We start from the raw sequence: 21002 nt of genomic DNA, 5'->3' as shown, positions 1-21002 counted from the left end.
AGACGCTACCGGAGCCACCGCCCGGCTCAGTCCTGCCCGAGCGCCGCCGCCAGCTCCGCCTCGCGCTCGCGCACCTGCGTCGCGAGCTGTTCGGCGATCTCCTCCAGCAGCCGGTCGGGATCGTCCGGGGCCAGCCGGAGCATGGCGCCGATCGCGCTCTCCTCCAGCTCCTTGGCGAGCAGCGTGAGCATCTCCTTGCGCCGGTCGAGCCATTCGAGGCGGGCGTACAGCTCCTCGCCGCGGCTCGGGCGCCGCTCGGGCACCGGCCCCGCGGCCCACTCCTCGGCCAGCTCCCGCAGCAGGGCCTCGTCGCCGCGGGCGTAGGCGGCGTTGACCCGGGTGATGAACTCCTCGCGCCGGACGCGCTCGTCCTCCTCCTGCGCCAGGTCGGGGTGGGCCTTGCGGGCCAGCTCCCGGTAGAGGCGCCGGGCCTCCTCGCTCGGCCGCACCCGCTGCGGGGGGCGTACCGCCTGGTCCGTGAGCATCGCCGTGGCCTCCGGGAACAGCCCGTCCCCGTCCATCCAGCCGTTCAGCAGCTCCTCGACCCCGGGGATCGGCATCAGCCGGGCCCGCGCCTCGTCGGCCCGACGCCGGTCGTCGGCGTCACCGGTGCGGGCCGCCCTGGCCTCCAGGATCTGCGCCTCCAGCTCCTCGAGCCGCGCGTACACCGGGCCGAGCCGCTGTTCGTGCAGGCGCGAGAAGTTCTCGACCTCCACGCGGAAGGTCTCCAGCGCGATCTCGTACTCGATGAGTGCCTGCTCGGCGGCCCGTACGGCCTGTTCCAGCCGTTCCTCGGGACGCGGCGCACCCCCCTGCTCGGGCTCAGCTTCCGGCGTCGTCACCCGTCCAGCCTAGGGCCTGCGGGCGCCGGGAACCGCCCGCGCGCCCCCGGCCCCTCCTCATACCCCCAGTTCCGCCGCGACCCGGCCCGCCCGCACCGCGGTGACCAGCGCGGCGTGGTCGGCCTCCGTGCGGTCGGCGTAGGCCACGGCGAAGGCGGCCACCGCCTCGTCCAGCTCGCCGTTCTTGCCGCAGTAGCCGGCGATCAGCCGCGGGTCGGCGCTGTGCGCGTGGGCGCGGGCCAGCAGGGCGCCGGTCATCCGGCCGTAGTCGTCCATCTGGTCGGCGGCCAGGGCGGTGGCGTCGACGCTGCCCTTGCGGTTGCGGAACTGCCGCACCTGGTAGGGCCGCCCGTCGACCGTGGTCCAGCCCAGCAGGATGTCGCTGACCACCTGCATCCGCTTCTGCCCCATGACCACCCGGCGCCCCTCGTGCCCGACCTCGGGAGTGTCGAACCCGGCGGTCGCCAGGTGAGGCAGCAGCGCGGAGGGCCGTGCCTCCTTCACCTGGAGCACGAGCGGTTCGCCGCGGTGGTCCAGCAGCAGCACGACGTACGACCGCGTGCCGACGCTGCCGGTGCCGACGACCCGGAAGGCGACGTCGTGCACCGCGTACCGGGCCAGCAGCGGGAGCCGGTCCTCGGAGAGGGTCGCCAGGTACGGCTCCAGGGCGCCGGCGACGGCGGCGGCCTCCTCCTCCGGCACCCGGCGCAGCACCGGCGGGGCGTCCACGAAGCGCCGCCCGCCGTCCACGGTGGACTCGGTCGACCTGGCGGCGAAGCGTCCGCTGGTGTTGGCGCGGGCCTTCTCCGAGACCCGCTCCAGGGTGCCGAGCAGGTCGTGGGCGTCGGTGTGGGAGACCAGTTCCTCGTCCGCGATGGCGTTCCAGGCGTCCAGCGCGGGGAGCCTGGCCAGCAACCGCATGGTGCGGCGGTAGGCGCCGGCCGCGTCGTGGGCGGCCTCGCGGCAGGTGTCCTCGTCGGCGCCGGCCTCCCGGCCCGCGAGGACGAGCGAGGCGGCGAGCCGCTTGAGGTCCCACTCCCAGGGGCCGTGCACCGTCTCGTCGAAGTCGTTCAGGTCGATGACCAGACCGCCGCGGGCGTCGCCGTACAGGCCGAAGTTTGCGGCGTGCGCGTCGCCGCAGATCTGGGCGCCGATCCCGGTCACCGGAGTGCGGGCCAGGTCGTACGCCATCAGCCCCGCCGACCCGCGCAGGAAGGCGAACGGTGTGGCCGCCATCCGCCCGGCCCGGATCGGGGTCAGCCCGGGTATCCGGCCCCGGTTGGACTCCTCCACGGCACTCACCGCGTCCGGGCGGTCGCCGTCCAGGCCGAGGACGGCGTGCGCGGACCGCGGGACGCGCGTGCGCAGCGCCTTGCCCTCCGCCTTCGGCGAACCGCCGACGGGCCACCGCGCGAACCCGGGCACGACCGGCACCCGCGCACCGCCTCCGCCGTCTCCCCCGACGCCCGCCGCGTCCGCCGCACCCGCACCCGTCGCGTCGGCCGCGTCCGCCACCGCACGCGTCCCCGCCATCACCTCGGCCATCCCGGCCACCCTCCCCGTCCTCGTACCTGAGCCGTACCGCACACCTGAGCCGCGCGCCGGAACGCACCACCTGAGCCCCGCCCGCACCGGAACGCACCGGATCCACACCCGGATCCGAACCACCGTCCGGACCCGGACCGCGCCCGCCCGAGCCGCAACCGCCCCGGGACCGCCCCGAACCCGACCGAACCCGAGCCCAACCCGACCCGACCGCCCCTCAGCCCGACGCCCCCGACCCGGCCTCGTCCACCCGGCGCCGACGCGCCACGACCGTACCCCCGTACGAACCGCCCGTACACGCCCCTCCCGCCGCCCGCCCGAACAGCGCCCCGGCACCCGCACGAGCCACCCCCGCCGCCACCCGCACGCCGGCCGCCGCCCGCATAACGCCGGACAGGGGGCGAAACAGGAGGTGCCCGGAGCCCGGCCGGCACGCCTACGGTTTCCAGCGATCCCCACGGAGCGCGCCCGCCGGAGCAACGACAACAGCCTGCCCCGCGCCGGCGGGCGCGCTCCCTGCCCGTCCCCGACGACCCGGATGTCGCACGTCCCGTCCGTCTCCCCCAGGGACCACCCCGACGAGAGGACCGAGGAACCCCCATGACCTCCGCCACCCCCGACGGCCACGGCACCGCCCCCGCGACCGGTTCCGACCCCGGACACGCCCCCACCGCCGACCGCGGCGTCAGCCGCAAGACGCTGCTGAGGGCGGCCGTGGCCGCGGGCGCCGCCGTCCCGCTGCTCGCCACCGGCTCGATCGCGCTCGCCCGGGACGCCGCCCGCGCCTCCACCGACCGGACCCTGCCGCCGACCCCCTACTGCGACGACGGCGATGACCCGACGCCCGACCAGATGGAGGGCCCCTACTTCAGACCGAACTCCCCGCTGCGCACCGACCTGGTGACGCCCGGCGCCCCGGGCACCCGGCTGACCGTCAGCGGTTACGTCTTCGGCCGCAACTGCGTACCGCTGCCCGGCGTGCTCCTGGACTTCTGGCAGGCCGACAACGCGGGCGCCTACGACATGGCCGGGTACCGCTTCCGCGGCCACCAGTTCACCGACGCCACCGGCGCGTTCACGCTGCGCACGATCGTCCCCGGCCTCTACCCGGGCCGCACCCGCCACCTCCACGTCAAGGCGCAGGCGCCCGGCGAGCCCGTGCTGACCACCCAGCTCTACTTCCCCGGCGAACCCCGCAACAGCACGGACGCCCTCTTCGACCCCGCGCTCCTGATGAACGTCCGCGACACCGGCGGCGGCAAGGAAGGCACCTTCGACTTCGTCCTGAACGTGGACGGCGCCCCGGGCCCGGACCCCACCGACCCGCCCACCGAACCCCCGGGCGGCACCTGGGCGCCCGGCCGCTCCTATGCCGCGGGCGACCGGGTGACGTACGGCGGGGGCGCCTACCGCTGTCTCCAGGCCCACACCTCGATGGCGGGCTGGGAGCCGCCCGGCGTGCCCGCGCTCTGGCGCCGCGAGCCCTGAGACCTTCCTCACAGCGCCCGGCACCCCACGGATCCGCGTCCGAACACGCGGAAGCCCCCCAGGTCCGAGACCTGGGGGGCTTCCGGCTGGTGCGCGAGGGGGGAGTTGAACCCCCACGCCCTTGCGGGCACTGGAACCTGAATCCAGCGCGTCTGCCTATTCCGCCACCCGCGCATTGGGTGTGTCTTCGGGGCCTTTCCTTGCGGTCCGGCGCCTTCCGACACGAGAACATTAGCACGCTGGAACGGGTGGATTCACATCCCTTTCCCCGCGGCGGGAGCAGGGGGAACCGGGACGCCCGCCCTCCTTCGGGCACTCGTCCCGGCCGCCACCCGTTCACGTATCAACCTCGTACCGGTCCGGGGCTTTCGCCCGGGAGCCGGTAGGGGCCCGCAGTCGGGTGCGGGACACTGGTCTGCGGCCGCCTCTACGATCCTGGGCATGAGTACCTGCGGGAGACCGTCCCGAAGGGCCCCCGGCGTTCGAAGGACGGCGCCGGTGGGAACTCCGAGAGGCGTCGACACCCGTCGACCGGGCCGACAGGGGGAACCAGCCGATCGACCGGCGCGTGGATACGATCAGTAAGCAGTACCAGGTGGGCAATGCGCGGGTGAGCGGTACGCACGCCGGCAGCACGCACAGCAGCGGCACGCAAGGCAGCAGTACGCAGGACAGTGGACAGGACGGCAGCGACGGAGGAGGTGCCCCATGGGAGTCCTGAAGAAGTTCGAGCAGCGTCTCGAAGGTCTGGTCAACGGCACCTTCGCGAAGGTGTTCAAGTCCGAGGTGCAGCCCGTGGAGATCGCGGGAGCGCTCCAGCGCGAGTGCGACAACAACGCGACCATCTGGAACCGCGACCGCACCGTCGTACCCAATGACTTCATCGTGGAGCTGAGCACGCCCGACTTCGAGCGCCTCAGCCCCTACTCCGGCCAGCTCGGCGACGAGCTCGCGGGCATGGTCCGCGACTACGCCAAGCAGCAGCGCTACACCTTCATGGGACCGATCAAGGTCCACCTGGAGAAGGCGGACGACCTCGACACCGGCCTGTACCGGGTGCGCAGCCGTACGCTCGCCTCCTCCAGCAGCCACCAGGGCGCCCCGGGACCCTCCGCCGGCCCCGCCGCGCCCCCGGCCCCGACCGGACGCCCCGGCGCACCCGGCGGTTACGGCTACCCGCCGGCCGCCCCGCCCGCCGGCGCCCCGCCCATGCCGAGCGCGCCGCCACCCGGCGGCCGCCCCGGCGGTTACGGCTACCCGCAGCCCGCGGGCGGCCAGCAGCCCCCGGCCGCACCCGCGGCCGGCGGACGCACCCGCCACTGGATCGAGATCAACGGCACCCGCCATCAGATCTCCCGCGCGACCCTCGTGCTCGGACGCAGCACCGAGGCCGACGTGCGGATCGACGACCCCGGCGTGAGCCGCCGGCACTGCGAGATCCGGACCGGAACGCCCTCGACGATCCAGGATCTCGGGTCCACCAACGGCATCGTGGTGGACGGGCAGCACACCACCCGCGCTACGCTCCGCGACGGCTCGCGAATCGTCGTGGGCAGCACCACCGTTATCTACAGGCAAGCCGAAGGGTGATCCGGGGGCAATGTCAGAGCTGACCCTCACGGTCATGCGGCTGGGTTTTCTCGCCGTACTGTGGCTGTTCGTGATCGTGGCCGTGCAGGTCATCCGCAGCGACCTGTTCGGCACGCGGGTCACCCAGCGCGGAGCACGGCGCGGCGCCGACCGGCCGCAGCAGGCCGCCGCGCGCCAAGGCCAGGCGCCACCGCCGCAGCGCCAGCAGCAGGGCGGCGGCCGGGGACGCCGGGGCGCCCCCACCAAGCTGGTCGTAACGGAGGGCACCCTCACCGGCACCACCGTTGCCCTCCAGGGCCAGACCATCACGCTCGGCCGGGCACACGACTCGACGATCGTGCTGGACGACGACTACGCCTCCAGCCGCCATGCCAGGATCTACCCGGACCAGAACGGCCAGTGGATCGTCGAGGACCTGGGCTCCACCAACGGCACCTACCTGGACCGGTCCCGGCTGACGACCCCCACACCGATTTCGCTGGGTGCGCCGATCCGCATCGGCAAGACCGTCATCGAGCTGCGGAAGTAGTGCTACACCAATGATTGAGCGCGAGCGGAGCGAGCACGCAGCGGCGGCCGGCACCCCGGGCCCCGGCGCGCTCCCGACCGGAGGGTGGGCAGTGTGGCTCGACACGACCGGCTGTACCCGGAGCAGCCGACGGGCGAGGTGGGCATGAGTCTGTCACTGCGCTTCGCCGCCGGATCCCACAAGGGCATGATCCGGGAGGGCAACGAGGACTCCGGTTACGCCGGCCCCCGCCTGCTCGCCATCGCCGACGGCATGGGCGGCCAGGCCGCCGGTGAGGTCGCCTCCTCCGAGGTGATCTCCACCATCGTCGCCCTCGACGACGACGTGCCCGGCTCCGACGTCCTCACCTCGCTCGGCGCCGCCGTCCAGCGCGCCAACGACCAGCTGCGGCAGATGGTCGAGGAGGACCCCGCCCTGGAGGGCATGGGCACCACCCTCACCGCCCTGCTGTGGACCGGCCAGCGCCTCGGCCTCGTGCACGTCGGCGACTCCCGCGCCTACCTGCTGCGCGACGGCGTCCTGACCCAGATCACGCAGGACCACACCTGGGTGCAGCGCCTCGTCGACGAGGGCCGCATCACCGAGGAGGAGGCCGGCACCCACCCGCAGCGCTCCCTGCTGATGCGGGCGCTCGGCAGCGGCGACCACGTCGAGCCCGACCTGTCCATCCGCGAGGTGCGGGCCGGCGACCGCTACCTGATCTGCTCCGACGGGCTCTCCGGCGTCGTCTCCCACCAGACGATGGAGGACACCCTCGCCAGCTACCAGGGACCGCAGGAGACCGTGCAGGAGCTGATCCAGCTCGCGCTGCGCGGCGGCGGCCCCGACAACATCACCGTCATCGTCGCCGACGTCCTCGACCTGGACACCGGCGACACCCTCGCCGGGCAGCTGTCCGACACCCCGGTCGTGGTCGGCGCCGTCGCCGAGAACCAGGCCCAGTTCGGCGACAACGGCATCATGCAGACCCCGGCCGGCCGCGCCGCCGGCCTCGGCCGCCAGGGCGGCGGCCGACACGGCGGCGGCGAGTTCGGCCCGCCCGGCAGCGGCGACACCACCGGCTTCATCCCGGCCGGCGGCTTCGACGACTACGGCCCCGACGACTTCGCCAAGCCCCGCAAGAACCGCAAGTGGCTCAAGAGATCCCTCTACACGGTGCTCGCCCTCGCCGTCCTCGGCGGCGGCACCTACGGCGGCTGGCGCTGGACCCAGACCCAGTACTACGTCGGCACCAAGGACGACCACCTCGCGCTGTACCGGGGCATCAGCCAGGACCTGGCCTGGATCTCGCTCTCGAAGGTCCAGAAGGACCACCCCGAGATCGAACTCAAGTACCTGCCGCCCTACCAGCAGAAACTGGTCGAGGCCACCATCCCCGAGAGCGACCTCGCCGACGCGCGGGCCAAGATCGAGGAACTGGCGGTCCAGGCCTCCGCCTGCAAGAAGAAGGCCGAGCAGAGCGCCGCGGCGACCGAGCAGAGCGCGAAGCCTGGCGAGGGACAGGCCGGAGGCACCACGGGGACCAGCCCCGCCTCCTTCACGTCCAAGGCCTCACCGAGCCCGAGCACGTCGGGAACGCCGAAGGCACCCGAATCGTCCGAGCCCCCGTCCACGACCGCACCCACTCCAGGCCCCGGCCCGACCCTCTCGGAGGAAGAGCAGAAGGTCGCCTCGCTGTGCGGTAAGCAGTAGGCCAGCCGTGAGAGGCACCGTCACCCGATGAGCAGTACTTCCAACTCGCCGACGCACCACACGTCCACGATCGGCGCCATCGGCGCCCCGAGCCGGCGCAACACCGAGCTGGCCCTGCTCGTGTTCGCCGTACTCATCCCGGTCTTCGCGTACGCCAACGTGGGACTGGCCATCAACGACGAGGTGCCCGCCGGCCTGCTGAGCTACGGCCTCGGCCTCGGCCTGCTGGCCGGCGTCGGCCACCTCGTCGTGCGCAAGTTCGCGCCCTACGCGGACCCGCTGCTGCTGCCGCTGGCCACCCTGCTCAACGGACTGGGGCTCGTCGCCATCTGGCGCCTCGACCAGTCCGAACTGCTCCAGGACATCCAGCAGGCAGGCACCGCCGCACCCCGCCAGCTGATGTACACCGCGATGGGCATCGCCCTGTTCGTCGCCGTGATGATCTTCCTCAAGGACCACCGCGTCCTGCAGCGCTACACCTACATCTCCATGGTCACCGCGCTGTTCCTGCTGCTCCTGCCCCTGGTGCCGGGCCTCGGCAAGAACATCTACGGCGCCAAGATCTGGATCCAGGTCGGCTCCTTCTCCATCCAGCCCGGTGAGTTCGCCAAGATCGTCCTGGCGATCTTCTTCGCCGGCTACCTGATGGTGAAGCGTGACGCGCTGGCCCTCGCCAGCCGCCGCTTCATGGGCCTCTACCTGCCCCGCGGCCGCGACCTCGGCCCGATCCTGGTCGTCTGGATGGTCTCCATCCTCATCCTGGTCTTCGAGACCGACCTCGGCACCTCGCTGCTGTTCTTCGGCATGTTCGTGATCATGCTGTACGTCGCCACCGAGCGGACCAGCTGGATCGTGTTCGGTCTGCTGATGTCCGCGGTCGGCGCCGTCGGCGTCGCCACCTTCGAACCCCACATCCAGCAGCGCGTCGACGCCTGGCTCGACCCGATGAAGGAGTACACGCTCTCCCGCGCCGGCCAGGTCGGCCACTCCGAGCAGGCCATGCAGGCCCTGTGGGCCTTCGGCTCCGGCGGCACCCTCGGCACCGGCTGGGGCCAGGGCCACTCCGAACTGATCCGCTTCGCCGCCAACTCGGACTTCATCCTCGCCACCTTCGGCGAGGAACTCGGCCTCGCCGGCCTCATGGCGCTCCTCCTGCTCTACGCACTGATCGTCGAACGCGGCGTGCGCACCGCCCTCGCCGCCCGCGACCCCTTCGGCAAGCTCCTCGCCATCGGCCTGTCCGGCGCCTTCGCCCTCCAGGTCTTCGTCGTCGCCGGCGGCGTGATGGGCCTCATCCCGCTCACCGGTATGACGATGCCCTTCCTCGCCTACGGAGGCTCCTCCGTCATCGCCAACTGGGCCCTGATCGGCATCCTGTTGCGCATCAGCGACACGGCACGCAGGCCCGCACCCTCGGCACCCGCGAACCCCGACGCCGAAATGACCCAGGTGGTCCGCCCGTGAACAAGCCACTGCGCCGCATCGCGATCTTCTGCGGCCTCCTCGTCCTCACCCTGCTCATCCGCGACAACTGGCTCCAGTACGTCCAGGCCGACGAGCTCAAGGAGGACGAGCACAACCGCCGCGTCGCCATCGAGCGCTACGCGAGCCCGCGCGGCGACATCATCGTCGACGGCAAGGCCATCACCGGCCACGCCACCACCGAGGGCGACTTCAGGTACAAGCGCACCTACAAGGACGGCGCCATGTGGGCGCCCGTCACCGGCTACGTCTCCCAGGCCTACGGCGCCACCCAGATCGAGGCCATCGACGACGGCATCCTCACCGGCAACGACGACCGGCTCTTCTTCCGCAACACCCTCGACATGATCACCGGCAAGAAGCGCGAGGGCGGCAACGTCGTCACCACCCTCAACAGCGCCGCCCAGAAGGCCGCCTACGACGGCCTGAAGAAACAGGGCGGCAAGGGAGCCGTCGTCGCGATCGAACCGTCCACCGGCAAGATCCTCTCGATGGCGTCCTACCCCTCGTACGACCCGACCGCCATCGCCGGCAGCGACGAGGCGGCCGGCGAGGCCTGGAACAAGCTCCAGAAGAAGAACAACCCCGACGACCCGATGCTCAACCGGGCCCTGCGCGAGGTCTACCCGCCCGGCTCCACCTTCAAGGTCCTCACCGCGGCCGCGGCCCTGGAACACGGCCTGTACGACTCGGCGGACGAGAAGACCGACTCCCCCCTGCCCTGGACCATGCCCGGCACCACCACCGAGCTGCCCAACGAGGGCGACCTCCCCTGCGAGAACGCCTCCCTCCGCGAAGCACTCCGCGTGTCCTGCAACACCGTCTTCGGCAAGGTCGGCTCCGACCTCGGCAACGACGAGATGCTGGAGACGGCCAAGAAGTTCGGCTTCACCGAGGAGCAGTTCGTCCCCGTCCGCTCCAGCGCCTCGGTCTTCTCCGGCGACATGAACCAGTCGCAGACCGCACTCTCCGCCATCGGCCAGTACAACACCGCCGCCACCCCGCTCCAGATGGCCATGGTCACCTCGGCCATCGCCAACAACGGCACCCTGATGAAGCCGTACATGGTGGACGAACTCCAGGCACCCAACCTCGACACCATCGAGAAGACGGACCCCGAGGAGATGAGCAAGCCGCTGTCCGCGGACAACGCCCAGATCCTCCAGGACATGATGGAGACCGTCGTCGAGAAGGGCACCGGAAGCAACGCGCGGATCGACGGCGTCACCGTGGGCGGCAAGACCGGCACCGCGCAGCACGGCGTGGACAACAAGGAGAACCCCTACGCCTGGTTCATCTCCTACGCCAAGGGCGAGGACGGAAGCTCGCCCGTCGCCGTGGCCGTGGTCGTCGAGGACGAGAACGCCGTCCGTGACGACATCTCCGGCGGCGGCCTCGCGGCCCCGATCGCCAAGAACGTGATGGAGGCCGTTCTGGAGAGCAAGAAGTGACCACGGGCTGAACAGGACGTGACTCCGGTCACGTCCCCTTCACATAGGCGCACGTTGCGATACCGGTCCTGTATCGGGTATCGGGCTTGGCCAGGCCACCCGGGGCGAGCCGGGTACGGTAGGCCGGACGGCAGCCTCCGACCGTACAAGCATGCCGGTCGGGACCGACGGAGAGGGCTGGTAGGTAACCATGGAAGAGCCGCGTCGCCTCGGCGGCCGGTACGAGCTGGGCCAGGTGCTCGGCCGTGGTGGCATGGCGGAGGTATACCTCGCGCACGACACCCGGCTCGGCCGCACCGTGGCGGTGAAGACGCTGCGCGCCGACCTCGCGCGCGACCCGTCCTTCCAGGCCCGCTTCCGCCGGGAGGCCCAGTCGGCCGCCTCGCTCAACCACCCCGCGATCGTGGCGGTCTACGACACGGGCGAGGACTACATCGACAACGTGTCGATCCCGTACATCGTCATGGAGTACGTCGACGGCTCCACACTCCGGGAGCTGCTCCACTCCGGCCGCAAGCTGCTGCCGGAGCGGACGCTGGAGATGACCATCGGCATCCTCCAGGCGCTGGAGTACTCGCACCGGGCCGGCATCGTCCACCGCGACATCAAGCCGGCCAACGTGATGCTGACCCGCAACGGCCAGGTCAAGGTCATGGACTTCGGCATCGCCCGCGCCATGGGCGACTCCGGCATGACCATGACCCAGACGGCCGCCGTGATCGGCACCGCCCAGTACCTCTCCCCGGAACAGGCCAAGGGCGAGCAGGTCGACGCCCGCTCCGACCTGTACTCCACCGGCTGCCTCCTCTACGAACTGCTGACCGTGCGCCCGCCCTTCGTCGGGGACTCCCCGGTCGCGGTCGCCTACCAGCACGTGCGCGAGGAACCGCAGGCACCCAGCGTCTTCGACCCCGAGATCACGCCCGAGATGGACGCGATCGTCCTCAAGGCCCTGGTCAAGGACCCCGACTACCGCTACCAGTCGGCCGACGAGATGCGCGCCGACATCGAGGCCTGCCTCGACGGCCAGCCGGTCGCGGCCACCGCCGCGATGGGCGCCATGGCTGCCGGCGGCTACGGCGCCTACCCCGACGACCAGCCGACCACCGCCCTGCGCTCCGACGCCGGCGCGGGCGCCACGACCATGCTGCCGCCGATGAACCCGGACGACGGCGGCTACGGCTACGACGACCGCCCCGACCGGCGCCGCCAGCAGTCCCGCAAGTCCAACGCCTCCACGATCTTCCTGGTCCTGGCCGGCGTCCTCGTCCTGGTCGGCGCGATCCTCATCGGCATGCAGCTGTTCGGCAACGACGCGGGACCGAGCAACGACAAGGTCGACGTACCCGCCTTCGTCGGCCAGACCAAGGCGGACGCCCAGCAACTCGCGGACAACGCCGACCTGGAACTGACCTTCAAGCAGCAGCCCTGCGAGGACCAGCCCAAGGGCAACATCTGCTCGCAGAACCCCGAACAGGGCACCTCGGTGCAGAAGCAGTCCGCCGTCGACCTGGTGGTCTCGACGGGCGCGCCGAAGATCGAGATCCCCGACGTCGAGGGAATGACCTACAGCGAGGCCGAAGCGGCGCTGAAGGACAAGGGCTTCGAGGTCGAGAAGCAGTCCGAGGAGTCCACCGAGACCCCGGACACGGTCCTCTCCCAGGACCCCGAAGGCGGTGCGTCACGGGAGAAGGGGACCACCGTCACCCTGACCGTCGCCAAGGAGCAGGCGCAGGTGACCGTGCCGGACCTGACCGGTATGACTCCCGAGGACGCCAGGAAGCGTCTGGAGGAGGAGGGCCTCGTCCTCGGCACCCAGGAGCAGGTGCCTTCCGCCGCTCAGGCCGAAGGCACGATCTTCGAGCAGAGCATCGGGGGCGGCAAGGACGTCGACCGCGGCAGCACGATCAACGTGAAGATCGCCAAGGCCGTCGAGAAGACGAAGGTGCCCGAGATCCCGCTGGGCACCCCCCTGGCACAGGCCCAGCAGACCCTGAACCAGGCCGGTTTCACCAACATCCAGGTCTCCGGGCCCAATGACGGCAACGCCGTGGTGATACAGCAGACCCCGCCCGCCAACTCCGAGGTCGACGACCCCGCCGCCACGCAGATCACCCTCACCACCGTGGGCGCCAACGGCGGCAACGGCGGGAACGGCGGCAACAACGGCGGCGGCTTCATCGGCGGCCTCCGCGGCGACGACTGACGCTCCCGCGAGGCCCCCGCGCACGGCAAGAGCCCCGGCCCCTCACCGGAGGGACCGGGGCTCTGTCGTTTCCGCGGTATCACCGTCATACACCGCGGACTCCTGGAGGCATGGAGCGCCGGAGCACCACTGACCGTCCTGCAGTGACGTGAACGACGAGGCCCGAAGCCGCAAGAGGAAGGTGCGGCTTCGGGCCTCCGTCATTTCAGGGTCCCGTCACCGCAACTCCTTCGGCGGCGTCCGCTCCCCGTCCACCTTCTCCGTGCGCACCAGCTCGCCCCACACCACGTACCGGTACCGGCTCGTGTACACCGGCGTGCAGGTCGTCAGGGTGATGTAGTGGCCGGCCTTCTTCTTGCCGGACTCCTTGGGGACCGGGTCGAGGACCCTGACGTTGTACTTAGAGGTCTCGGGGAGGACGGCGTAGGTCTTGTAGACGTACCAGGTGTCCTTCGTCTCGAAGACGATCGGATCACCCTCCTCGATCTTGTCGATGTTGTGGAACTTGGCGCCGTGCCCGTCCCGGTGAGCCGCCAGGGAGAAGTTGCCCTCCTTGCCGGAGGTCGGCAGCGCCGACTCGACCGGATCGGTGTAGTAGCCGGCCACGCCGTCGTTGAGGACCTTCATCGACGTGCCCTTCTCCACCAGGATGTCGCCGTCGCCCATGGCCGGCACGTGCAGGAATCCGATGCCCGCCTTGGTGTCCAGCGCCCCCGGGCCGTCCGATCCGACCCGGTCCTGGGCCCAGTTGTCACGGACCTTGTCGGCCTGCTCGTCCGCCGCGCGGTCGGCGACCACGTTCGTCCACCACAGGGAGTAGACGACGAACAGGCCCAGCACCAGGCCCGCGGTGATGAGGAGTTCGCCGAAGACACTGACGGTCCGCGCGACGACGCGCCCCGCGCGACCGCGGCGGCGTGCCGCGGGCGCCGCAGGGCCGTCCGTTCCGGACTGCTCTTCGTGCTGCGTGTCGGTGGTCGCTGCCACTGGTCATCCGCCCTTAACTGACGAGCGCATCCGGCTTGCCCTTGCTGCGCGGCCGTTCCTCGACCATCTTGCCCCAGACGATCATCCGGTACTTGCTCGTGAACTCCGGCGTGCACGTGGTGAGGGTGATGTAGCGGCCCGGTTCCTTGAAGCCGGACTGCTTCGGCACCGGATCGAGGACGCTGATGTTGCTCGGCGACGTCACCGGCAGGATCGACGCCATCTTGTAGACGAAGTACTCGTCCTGCGTCTCCACGACGATCGGATCACCCGGCTGGAGCTTGTTGATGTACCGGAAGGGCTCACCGTGCGTGTTGCGGTGCCCGGCCAGGCCGAAGTTGCCGGTCTTCGCGTCCGGCATCGCCGTCTTCAGCGCACCCTCGGCATAGTGCCCGACCATGCCGCGGTCGAGGACCTTCTCGTCGTCGATGCCCTCGGCGATCGGCACCACCACGTCCAGCTTCGGAATGTGCAGCAGCGCGAAACCCTGCCCCGGCTCGAAGACCCCCGGATTGCGCTCGCCCTTCGCCCAGTCCTCCTGGAGGCTGCTCGCCGCCCGGTCCGCCTGCGCCTGGGCACGGACGTTGGTCCACCACAACTGGTACGTGACGAACAGCAGCATCAGCACACCGGTCGTGATGAAGAGCTCACCGACCGCACGGCTGGCGATCACCGCGGCGCCCGGCTTCCGGGCGCGGGCCTGCCGACGCGCCTCCACGCGCGACAGAGGGGCCTTCGGCGCCTCGTCCGACTCCTGGGCCGGGGAGGGCCCCCGGGAGCCGCCACGGCGCCCGTGACGCCGCTTCGCGGCCTTCCTGCGGGCCGCGCGCCCCCCGCCCGGAGGAGTCACGGCGGCGGGCGCCCGTACCGGCGGCGGGTCCGGAACCCGCAACGCCACCGTCTCGTCGTCGACGGGAACCTGCGCCGCCCCCTCCGAGGCGGAATCCCCGTACCACCCGTCCCAACCGCCCCCGAACGCACCGGAATCCCCGTACGGCTGCCCGTACGAGGATCCCTGGTCACCGGCCGAGCCGGAGTCGCGCTCGGGGCGCAGCGCGGTCACGCCGTGGCCCTGCCCACCACCGGGGCGAGCCCCGCCGACCTCGCCACCGCACCCTGGTCACCGCACTCCGTCAGCCAGTTGGCCAGCATCCGGTGCCCGTGCTCGGTCAGCACCGACTCCGGATGGAACTGCACGCCCTCGACGGGAAGTTCCCGGTGGCGCAGCCCCATCACGATCCCGTCGGACGTGCGCGCCGTCACCTCCAGCTCCGCCGGCACCGTGGCCGGCTCGGCCGCCAGCGAGTGGTACCGCGTCGCCGTGAAGGGCGAGGGCAGACCGGCGAAGACACCCCTGCCCGCGTGCTCGACCGGGGAGGTCTTGCCGTGCAGCAGTTCCGGCGCCCGGTCCACCACACCGCCGTACGCCACCTGCATCGACTGCATGCCCAGGCAGACGCCGAAGACAGGGACCCCGGTCGCCGCGCAGTGCCGGACCATGTCGACACAGACCCCCGCCTGCTCCGGCGTACCCGGCCCGGGGGACAGCAGCACGCCGTCGAAGCCGTCCTGGGCGTGCGCCGTCGACACCTCGTCGTTGCGCAGCACCTCGCACTCGGCGCCGAGCTGGTAGAGGTACTGGACCAGGTTGAAGACGAAGCTGTCGTAGTTGTCCACGACGAGGATGCGCGCGCTCACTGGTTGTCCACCGTCACATCATTGAAGGGAAGCAGCGGTTCCGCCCACGGGAAGACGTACTGGAAGAGGACGTAGACCACGGCCACCGCCAGCACGAGCGAGAGCAGCGCCTTCACCCACGCGTTCCCCGGCAGATGCCGCCAGATCCAGCCGTACATGCCGTCCCTTCCGTCGCACCACGGCGCCGCACTCACGCCGCACCGCACCAGACTAACGGCGCGAGGCCCTCCACAAAGGCGTCAATCCACAGGCTGGGCATACTGCAGATCCGCCGTGCCCGAGTAGCCCGGCAGCGTCACCGTCCCGTCGTCCTCGACCTTCCAGCCGAGCCCGTAGACATTGACGTACACCATGTAGTTCTGGATCGCCGGGGACGCGGCCAGCGCCTTCTTCAGCTTCCCCGGATCGCCGACCGCCTGGATCTTGTACGGCGGCGAATAGACGCGGCCCTGGAGGATGAGGGTGTTGCCCACGCAGCGGACCGCACTGGTGGAGATAAGCCGCTGGTCCATGACCTTGATGCCCTCGGCGCCGCCCTGCCACAGGGCGTTCACGACCGCCTGGAGGTCCTGCTGGTGGATCACCAGGTAGTCGGGCTGGGGCTCCGGGTAGCCCGGGAGCTTGGCGGTGGCGTCCGGCGGGGCGTCGTCGAGCGTGACGGATATCGCCTCGCCCTTCAGTTCCTGCGTGCCCGCCTTCTCCTCCAGCGCCGCCAGCTTGTCGTCCTCCGACTTCGTGCGCCCGTCGTCGCGCTCGGCGAGCGATTCGATGTCGTCGCGCAGGGCCGCGTTGGACTCCTCGAGTTCGCCGTTGTCCCGGCTGCGCTCGTGGATGAGATCGGACAACTTGAGCAAAGAGGCATCCGTACGGATATTGGTGCCCTTCGCGGTGTCGAAGCTGGTGAAAAAGATGAGTCCCGCGAGCGCGAAGACGGCTGCCGTCAGGACTCGCACGGGCCGGAAACGGCGCCCGCGGGCGGGGCTGGATCCCGCCTGGGGGGAGTCGGCAGAATTGCTCAACGTACCCTTATCTCCTTCGGCGCCACGGAAGCACTACGCTAACGGACGCCCGGGGGAGCGCTCCAAGTCCCCGACCCCGTTCCCTGCGCGGCCACGCAGCGCATCGACAGGAGAGACCCTCGTGCCGAAGTCACGTATCCGCAAGAAGGCCGATTACACGCCGCCGCCGTCGAAGCAGGCGACCAGCATCAAGCTGACGAGCCGCGGCTGGGTCGCCCCCGTCATGCTGGCCATGTTCGTCATCGGTCTCGCCTGGATCGTCGTCTTCTACGTCACCGACGGTTCACTGCCCATTGACTCCCTGGGCAACTGGAACATCGTGGTGGGCTTCGGTTTCATCGCCGCCGGATTCGGTGTCTCGACGCAGTGGAAGTAACCCGGCGGTAGACCCGGAACAGCTCTCCCCAGGGCTATCCACGGAGTTATCCACAGGCGTTGTCCACAGGTGGAAAAGAAAGAAGATCTGTGGATAACCCACCGGGCATTGACGCCGGTGTGACGGAAGTACCGGCAACCGAAAGCACGTTTGCCCCCTGCCTGACCTGCGGAAACACTGGTCAGTGACAGGGGGCACACCTGTTCCCGCACACTGTGCACAAGATCGGCCACACACTGTGGACAACCTGCGCTCAGGTGAGCTGGGCGGTCCTCAACAGGGTCAGGCCGACGACGGCCACCAGGACCAGCGCACAGGTGCCGTACTGCACGAGCGCCCGCCGCTCGCGCGGGGCGTGGAGCATGGCGTAGCCGATCGCGGCGCCGGCGACGAGGCCGCCGATGTGGGCCTGCCAGGCGATCCCGCTCCAGGTGAAGGTGAAGACCAGGTTGATCGCCAGGAGGATGACGACCGGCCGCATGTCGGCGTTGAGGCGGCGGACGAGGGCGGCGGTGGCGCCGAAGAGGCCGAAGACCGCGCCGGAGGCGCCGAGGGTGGCCTGGCCGGGTGAGGCGAGCAGGTAGGTGAGGGCGCTGCCGGCGAGGCCGGAGGCGAGGTAGAGGGTGAGGTAGCGGGCTCTGCCGAGGGCCGCTTCCAGGGGTCCGCCGAGGAACCAGAGGCTGAGCATGTTGAAGCCGAGGTGCCAGATTTCCTCGTGGGTGAACACGGTGGTCACCAGGCGGTACCACTCGCCCTCCGCGACGCCCTCGTGCGGGACGTAGGGGGCGGGGGGCCACTGTCCGATCAGCACCATGTCGCCGAGGAAGGTCTCCGACAGGGTGTGGACGGCGATGAAGACCGCGATGTTGATCCCGATGAGGATCTTGGTGAGGAGGTGGGGGTCGGCGGCGATGGTGCCGCCGGCGAGGGTGCGGGGGCGGGAGGCGGCCGGGGCCGGGCCGTTCCCGCCGGTGCGGCCGCTCGCGCAGTCGGGGCAGTGGAAGCCGACGGATGCGTTGACCATGCAGTCCGTGCAGATGGGGCGTTCGCAGCGGGTGCAGCGGATGCCTGTCTCGCGGTCCGGGTGGCGGTAGCAGCCCGGCAGGCTCTGGGCTTCCGGTGAGCCGGCTGCCGCGTGATCCATGGCTTCCCCTCGGTCGTCCTGCGGGCAGTGGTCGGTCGGTGTTCGGCAACGGACCGCCCCGCCCATCTTTACGGATGAGCGGGGCGTTTGGTTCCTTGCGGCCCGGTCGGGGTCAGCCTTCGCGGGTCTCGACCACGACCGACTCGATGACCACGTCGTCGACGGGGCGGTCGGTGCGGGGGTTGGTCGGGAGGGCCGCGATGGTGTCGACGACCTTCTGGCCGGCTGCGTCCGTCACCTCGCCGAAGATCGTGTGCTTGCGGTTCAGCCACGTGGTCGGGGCGACGGTGACGAAGAACTGGGAGCCGTTGGTGCCGGGGCCGGCGTTCGCCATGGCCAGCAGGTAGGGCTTGTTGAAGGAGAGGTCCGGGTGGAACTCGTCCTCGAACTGGTAGCCCGGGTCGCCGGTGCCGTTGCCCAGCGGGTCGCCGCCCTGGATCATGAAGCCGCTGATGACCCGGTGGAAGACCGTGCCGTCGTAGAGCCTGGCCGTGGTCTTCTCGCCGGTTGCGGGGTGGGTCCACTCCCGCTCGCCCCGGGCGAGTTCGACGAAGTTCCTGACCGTTTTGGGGGCGTGGTTCGGCAGGAGCCGGATCTCGATGTCGCCGTGGCTGGTCTTCAGGGTGGCGTAGAGCTGCTCGGCCACGATGTGCCTTCCGTCGTGTTTTGGTGCTCGCCGATCCTCGCACGGCGGGGGGCGGGCAGGGCGTCGGGCAGGCGTTTCCTGCTCCGATTCGGCGAAGTGGGTTGCGGTGATCCGGTCGAGTGCTCCGGCCGGTACTGCTGGGTCGCGAGCGCGGGGCGCCGATTCGTGGCATTGTCGTCGGCAGGCTCCCGTTGCCCGGTATTCATTCGTTATTGAGGTTGATCGGCGGTTGTCGGCAACTTCATCACCACGTGTCCCGGACATCACGAAGACACCGCCCGTGACCCGGATGCCCGCCCTCACATGCCCGGCGGTGCGTCCGCAGGCATGATCCGTAAAAGGGTGGAAAGTCGAATTACCGTACGCCACCGAGGAGGAGGAACCCGTGACCCGCATCGACAGCGTGCGCGCCGCGACCGGTTCGGCGAAGGACAGCGTGCTGCACGCCGCGGAAGTGGTGGCGCCCTACGCCGATACGGCCAAGGACAGGGCCGCTCACTACGCACAGGAGGCGCGCGTACGGCTGGCGCCCAAGGTGTCGCAGGCCGCGTGCCAGGCGCGTCTTCAGTACGGCACGCACGTCGCGCCGAGGCTGGACCAGGCGCGTACGCATGTGCCGCCGAAGGTGGACGCGGCCGCTCAGGAGGCCGCTGTCCGTACGCGCCTCGCCGCCCGGCAGGCCGCTGAGTACTCCAAGCCGATGATCGGGCAGGCGGTGGCCGCGGCCGTGCCTGTCCGGGACGAGGCCGCTGCGCGGGGTGCCGCCGCGTTGGCCGCGCTGCGGGGTCAGGTGACGGCCAAGGAGATCCAGAAGTTGACGCGCAGGCATCAGCGACGGGCTCGGGCCGGTCGTGTCGCCAAGGTTCTGGCGGTGGTGGGCGTTGTCGCCGGCGGGGCCTTCGCCGCGTGGAAGTGGTGGGACAAGCAGGCCAACCCGGACTGGCTGGTGGAGCCGCCGGAGGCGACGGAGGTCGCCGAGTCGGGGCGTCTGTCGTCCGTGGACGGCACTGGTGAGGCGCTTCTCGACCCCGAGGTGCAGGCCAAGCAGGCGCGGGATGACGCGGCGGAGGGCGAGGAGCCTCGCTGAGGTCCGTCGGACGGCATCGGGCCGCATCGGCATCGTCGCGGGGCAGGAGGCTGGAGGGCCTCCTGCCCCGCGGCGATGTTTCACGTGAAACGGCGACTCAGCGGCCGTAGCGGCGTTCGCGCAGGGAGTAGGAGCGCAGGGCGCGCAGGAAGTCGATCTCGCGGAAGTCCGGCCAGTAGGTCTCGCAGAAGTGGACCTCGGCGTAGGCGGACTGCCAGAGCAGGAAGCCGGAGAGGCGCTGCTCGCCGGAGGTGCGGATGATGAGGTCGGACTCGGACCGCGTCTTGGAGTACAGGTGCTTGGAGATGTGCTCCATGGTGAAGGTCTCGATGAACTCGTCGATGTCCCCGCCCTGTGAGCTGTGCTCGGTCAGGGCGGACCGCACGGCGTCGACGATCTCCCGGCGGCCTCCGTAGCCCACGGCGACGTCGACCTTGGTGCCGCCCTTGCGGCCCTGGGTGGCGGCGGTGGCGGTCTTGAGGCGGCTCGCGGACTCGGCGGGCAGGAGGTCCAGGGCGCCGACGGCTTCGACGGGCCAGGGGTTTCCGGGAGCGGCGAGCCGCTCGACGACCTCGGCGATGATGTCGATGAGGGGGGTCAGCTGCTCCTCGGGCCGGTGGAGGTTGTCGTCCGAGAGCATGAACAGGGTGACGTGCTCGATCTTCGCGGAGTCGCACCAGCGCAGGAAGTCCAGCACTTTCGCTCCGCCGGCCCGGTAGCCCTCACGCGGGTCGTCGATGCCCGACATCTTGGCCCACCGGCGGTTGCCGTCGAGCATGATGCCGATGTGCTGGGGGCGTGGGCGTCCCTCCAGTTCTTTGACCAGCCGCTTCATATAGAGCGCGTCGAGAGCGGCCCGTACCTTCGCCCGCATGGTCTACCCCTTCCACCTCGTCGACAGCGACCGAACGGCTGCGACGGCGATGAGCCACGTGGCACCGCCCCGCAGGGGTGTGGCGCTGGTGCCCTGTGGGGTGACGATATCAAGAGCAGACAGCGTCCCCGGGTGCTCGGCGGGGTCCCGGGAGGTCGGTGCAGGTCCCGGGGGTGCGGCCTTTCCGGCCCGGGGGTTCGGCGGGGTCCGCGGGACAACTCTTCCTGTCTGTGAGGGGGTTGTCGGCGGGGCCGGGGGCCGGTCGGCGGGGCGGGCGGTGAGGTGGTGGGCCGTTGCTCCGGGCTTGGGCCTCCGACGACGAAACGCCCTCCGGGACGGTGTCCGG

The 21002-nt window shown here is 70.7% G+C and carries 19 protein-coding genes and 1 tRNA gene; 9 read left to right on the top strand and 11 right to left on the bottom strand.

Annotated elements, in window-relative coordinates; translation table 11 throughout:
• Positions 1 to 26: 26 nt before the first annotated feature.
• Positions 27 to 842 carry a hypothetical protein gene (locus ACLIN4_RS17800; protein ID WP_289908549.1) on the bottom strand — a complete coding sequence of 272 codons (816 nt, stop codon included), beginning with the start codon at positions 840 to 842 and terminating at the stop codon, positions 27 to 29.
• 57 nt (positions 843 to 899) lie between these two features.
• Positions 900 to 2387 (bottom strand): DUF2252 domain-containing protein, encoded by a 1488-nt coding sequence (locus tag ACLIN4_RS17795; protein ID WP_381910883.1) that lies wholly within the window; start codon positions 2385 to 2387, stop codon positions 900 to 902.
• 600 nt (positions 2388 to 2987) lie between these two features.
• Between ACLIN4_RS17795 and ACLIN4_RS17790 the strand changes: the two genes are divergently transcribed.
• The gene (locus ACLIN4_RS17790; RefSeq protein ID WP_107479468.1) at positions 2988 to 3875 is read left to right on the top strand and encodes a carbohydrate-binding protein; all 888 of its coding nucleotides are present in this window, start codon (positions 2988 to 2990) and stop codon (positions 3873 to 3875) included.
• 87 nt (positions 3876 to 3962) lie between these two features.
• Here ACLIN4_RS17790 and ACLIN4_RS17785 read toward each other — a convergent pair.
• Positions 3963 to 4049, bottom strand: a tRNA-Leu gene (locus ACLIN4_RS17785).
• A 534-nt stretch (positions 4050 to 4583) separates the two neighbouring features.
• Here ACLIN4_RS17785 and fhaA point away from each other — a divergent pair.
• From fhaA to pknB, 6 genes are all read left to right on the top strand, one after another.
• Positions 4584 to 5465, top strand: coding sequence for an antibiotic biosynthesis regulator FhaA (fhaA, locus tag ACLIN4_RS17780; RefSeq protein ID WP_289908546.1), 882 nt, complete (start codon positions 4584 to 4586; stop codon positions 5463 to 5465).
• A 10-nt stretch (positions 5466 to 5475) separates the two neighbouring features.
• Entirely contained in the window at positions 5476 to 5994 is a 519-nt protein-coding gene (gene fhaB, locus ACLIN4_RS17775) for an antibiotic biosynthesis regulator FhaB (RefSeq protein ID WP_100048619.1), read from the top strand.
• Between the two features lie 144 nt (positions 5995 to 6138).
• Positions 6139 to 7686: a Stp1/IreP family PP2C-type Ser/Thr phosphatase gene (locus ACLIN4_RS17770; protein WP_307653564.1), complete on the top strand. Its 1548-nt coding sequence runs from the start codon at positions 6139 to 6141 to the stop codon at positions 7684 to 7686.
• 27 nt (positions 7687 to 7713) lie between these two features.
• Positions 7714 to 9150, top strand: a complete 1437-nt coding sequence (locus tag ACLIN4_RS17765) for an FtsW/RodA/SpoVE family cell cycle protein (RefSeq protein ID WP_107479174.1) — start codon at positions 7714 to 7716, stop codon at positions 9148 to 9150.
• Complete coding sequence (locus ACLIN4_RS17760; protein WP_289908545.1) at positions 9147 to 10619, top strand: peptidoglycan D,D-transpeptidase FtsI family protein; 1473 nt, start codon at positions 9147 to 9149, stop codon at positions 10617 to 10619. The genes ACLIN4_RS17765 and ACLIN4_RS17760 overlap by 4 nt, the downstream gene beginning before the upstream one ends.
• 190 nt (positions 10620 to 10809) lie before the next feature.
• Complete coding sequence (pknB, locus tag ACLIN4_RS17755) at positions 10810 to 12825, top strand: Stk1 family PASTA domain-containing Ser/Thr kinase (RefSeq protein ID WP_411575995.1); 2016 nt, start codon at positions 10810 to 10812, stop codon at positions 12823 to 12825.
• 216 nt (positions 12826 to 13041) lie between these two features.
• On the opposite strand, the gene ACLIN4_RS17750 is transcribed toward pknB, so the two are convergent.
• Genes ACLIN4_RS17750 through ACLIN4_RS17730 form a run of 5 tightly spaced genes read right to left on the bottom strand, consistent with a single transcriptional unit; the run spans position 13042 to position 16529 of the window.
• Positions 13042 to 13812 carry a class E sortase gene (locus tag ACLIN4_RS17750; protein ID WP_290014960.1) on the bottom strand — a complete coding sequence of 257 codons (771 nt, stop codon included), beginning with the start codon at positions 13810 to 13812 and terminating at the stop codon, positions 13042 to 13044.
• Between the two features lie 13 nt (positions 13813 to 13825).
• Positions 13826 to 14875, bottom strand: a complete 1050-nt coding sequence (locus tag ACLIN4_RS17745; RefSeq protein WP_381940818.1) for a class E sortase — start codon at positions 14873 to 14875, stop codon at positions 13826 to 13828.
• On the bottom strand, positions 14872 to 15510 hold the full coding sequence (locus ACLIN4_RS17740) for an aminodeoxychorismate/anthranilate synthase component II (RefSeq protein ID WP_290014961.1): 639 nt from the start codon (positions 15508 to 15510) through the stop codon (positions 14872 to 14874). Before ACLIN4_RS17740 ends, ACLIN4_RS17745 begins: the two co-directional genes overlap by 4 nt.
• Entirely contained in the window at positions 15507 to 15704 is a 198-nt protein-coding gene (locus tag ACLIN4_RS17735) for a hypothetical protein (protein WP_369176692.1), read from the bottom strand. The genes ACLIN4_RS17740 and ACLIN4_RS17735 overlap by 4 nt, the downstream gene beginning before the upstream one ends.
• Positions 15705 to 15749: 45 nt before the next feature.
• Positions 15750 to 16529, bottom strand: a complete 780-nt coding sequence (locus tag ACLIN4_RS17730) for a DUF881 domain-containing protein (RefSeq protein WP_179350528.1) — start codon at positions 16527 to 16529, stop codon at positions 15750 to 15752.
• 121 nt (positions 16530 to 16650) lie between these two features.
• On the opposite strand from ACLIN4_RS17730, the gene crgA reads away from it, so the two are divergent.
• A complete protein-coding gene (gene crgA / locus ACLIN4_RS17725) occupies positions 16651 to 16905 on the top strand; it encodes a cell division protein CrgA (RefSeq protein ID WP_003975080.1) in 255 nt (84 codons plus the stop codon).
• Between the two features lie 253 nt (positions 16906 to 17158).
• On the opposite strand, the gene ACLIN4_RS17720 is transcribed toward crgA, so the two are convergent.
• The gene (locus ACLIN4_RS17720; protein WP_289908537.1) at positions 17159 to 18049 is read right to left on the bottom strand and encodes a rhomboid family intramembrane serine protease; all 891 of its coding nucleotides are present in this window, start codon (positions 18047 to 18049) and stop codon (positions 17159 to 17161) included.
• Between the two features lie 112 nt (positions 18050 to 18161).
• Positions 18162 to 18695, bottom strand: coding sequence for a peptidylprolyl isomerase (locus ACLIN4_RS17715; RefSeq protein WP_100048611.1), 534 nt, complete (start codon positions 18693 to 18695; stop codon positions 18162 to 18164).
• Between the two features lie 385 nt (positions 18696 to 19080).
• On the opposite strand from ACLIN4_RS17715, the gene ACLIN4_RS17710 reads away from it, so the two are divergent.
• Complete coding sequence (locus tag ACLIN4_RS17710; protein ID WP_100048610.1) at positions 19081 to 19782, top strand: DUF5324 family protein; 702 nt, start codon at positions 19081 to 19083, stop codon at positions 19780 to 19782.
• A gap of 97 nt (positions 19783 to 19879) precedes the next feature.
• Here the strand turns inward: ACLIN4_RS17710 and ACLIN4_RS17705 are convergent, their stop codons facing one another.
• Positions 19880 to 20656 (bottom strand): isoprenyl transferase, encoded by a 777-nt coding sequence (locus ACLIN4_RS17705; RefSeq protein WP_100048609.1) that lies wholly within the window; start codon positions 20654 to 20656, stop codon positions 19880 to 19882.
• Between the last annotated feature and the right edge of the window lie 346 nt (positions 20657 to 21002).

The organism is Streptomyces mutabilis (genome assembly GCF_046628145.1).
GTDB classification, from domain to species: domain Bacteria; phylum Actinomycetota; class Actinomycetes; order Streptomycetales; family Streptomycetaceae; genus Streptomyces; species Streptomyces mutabilis.
The sequence above is the reverse complement of the archived record's forward strand: the minus strand, read 5'-3'. Positions and strand labels throughout refer to the sequence as shown.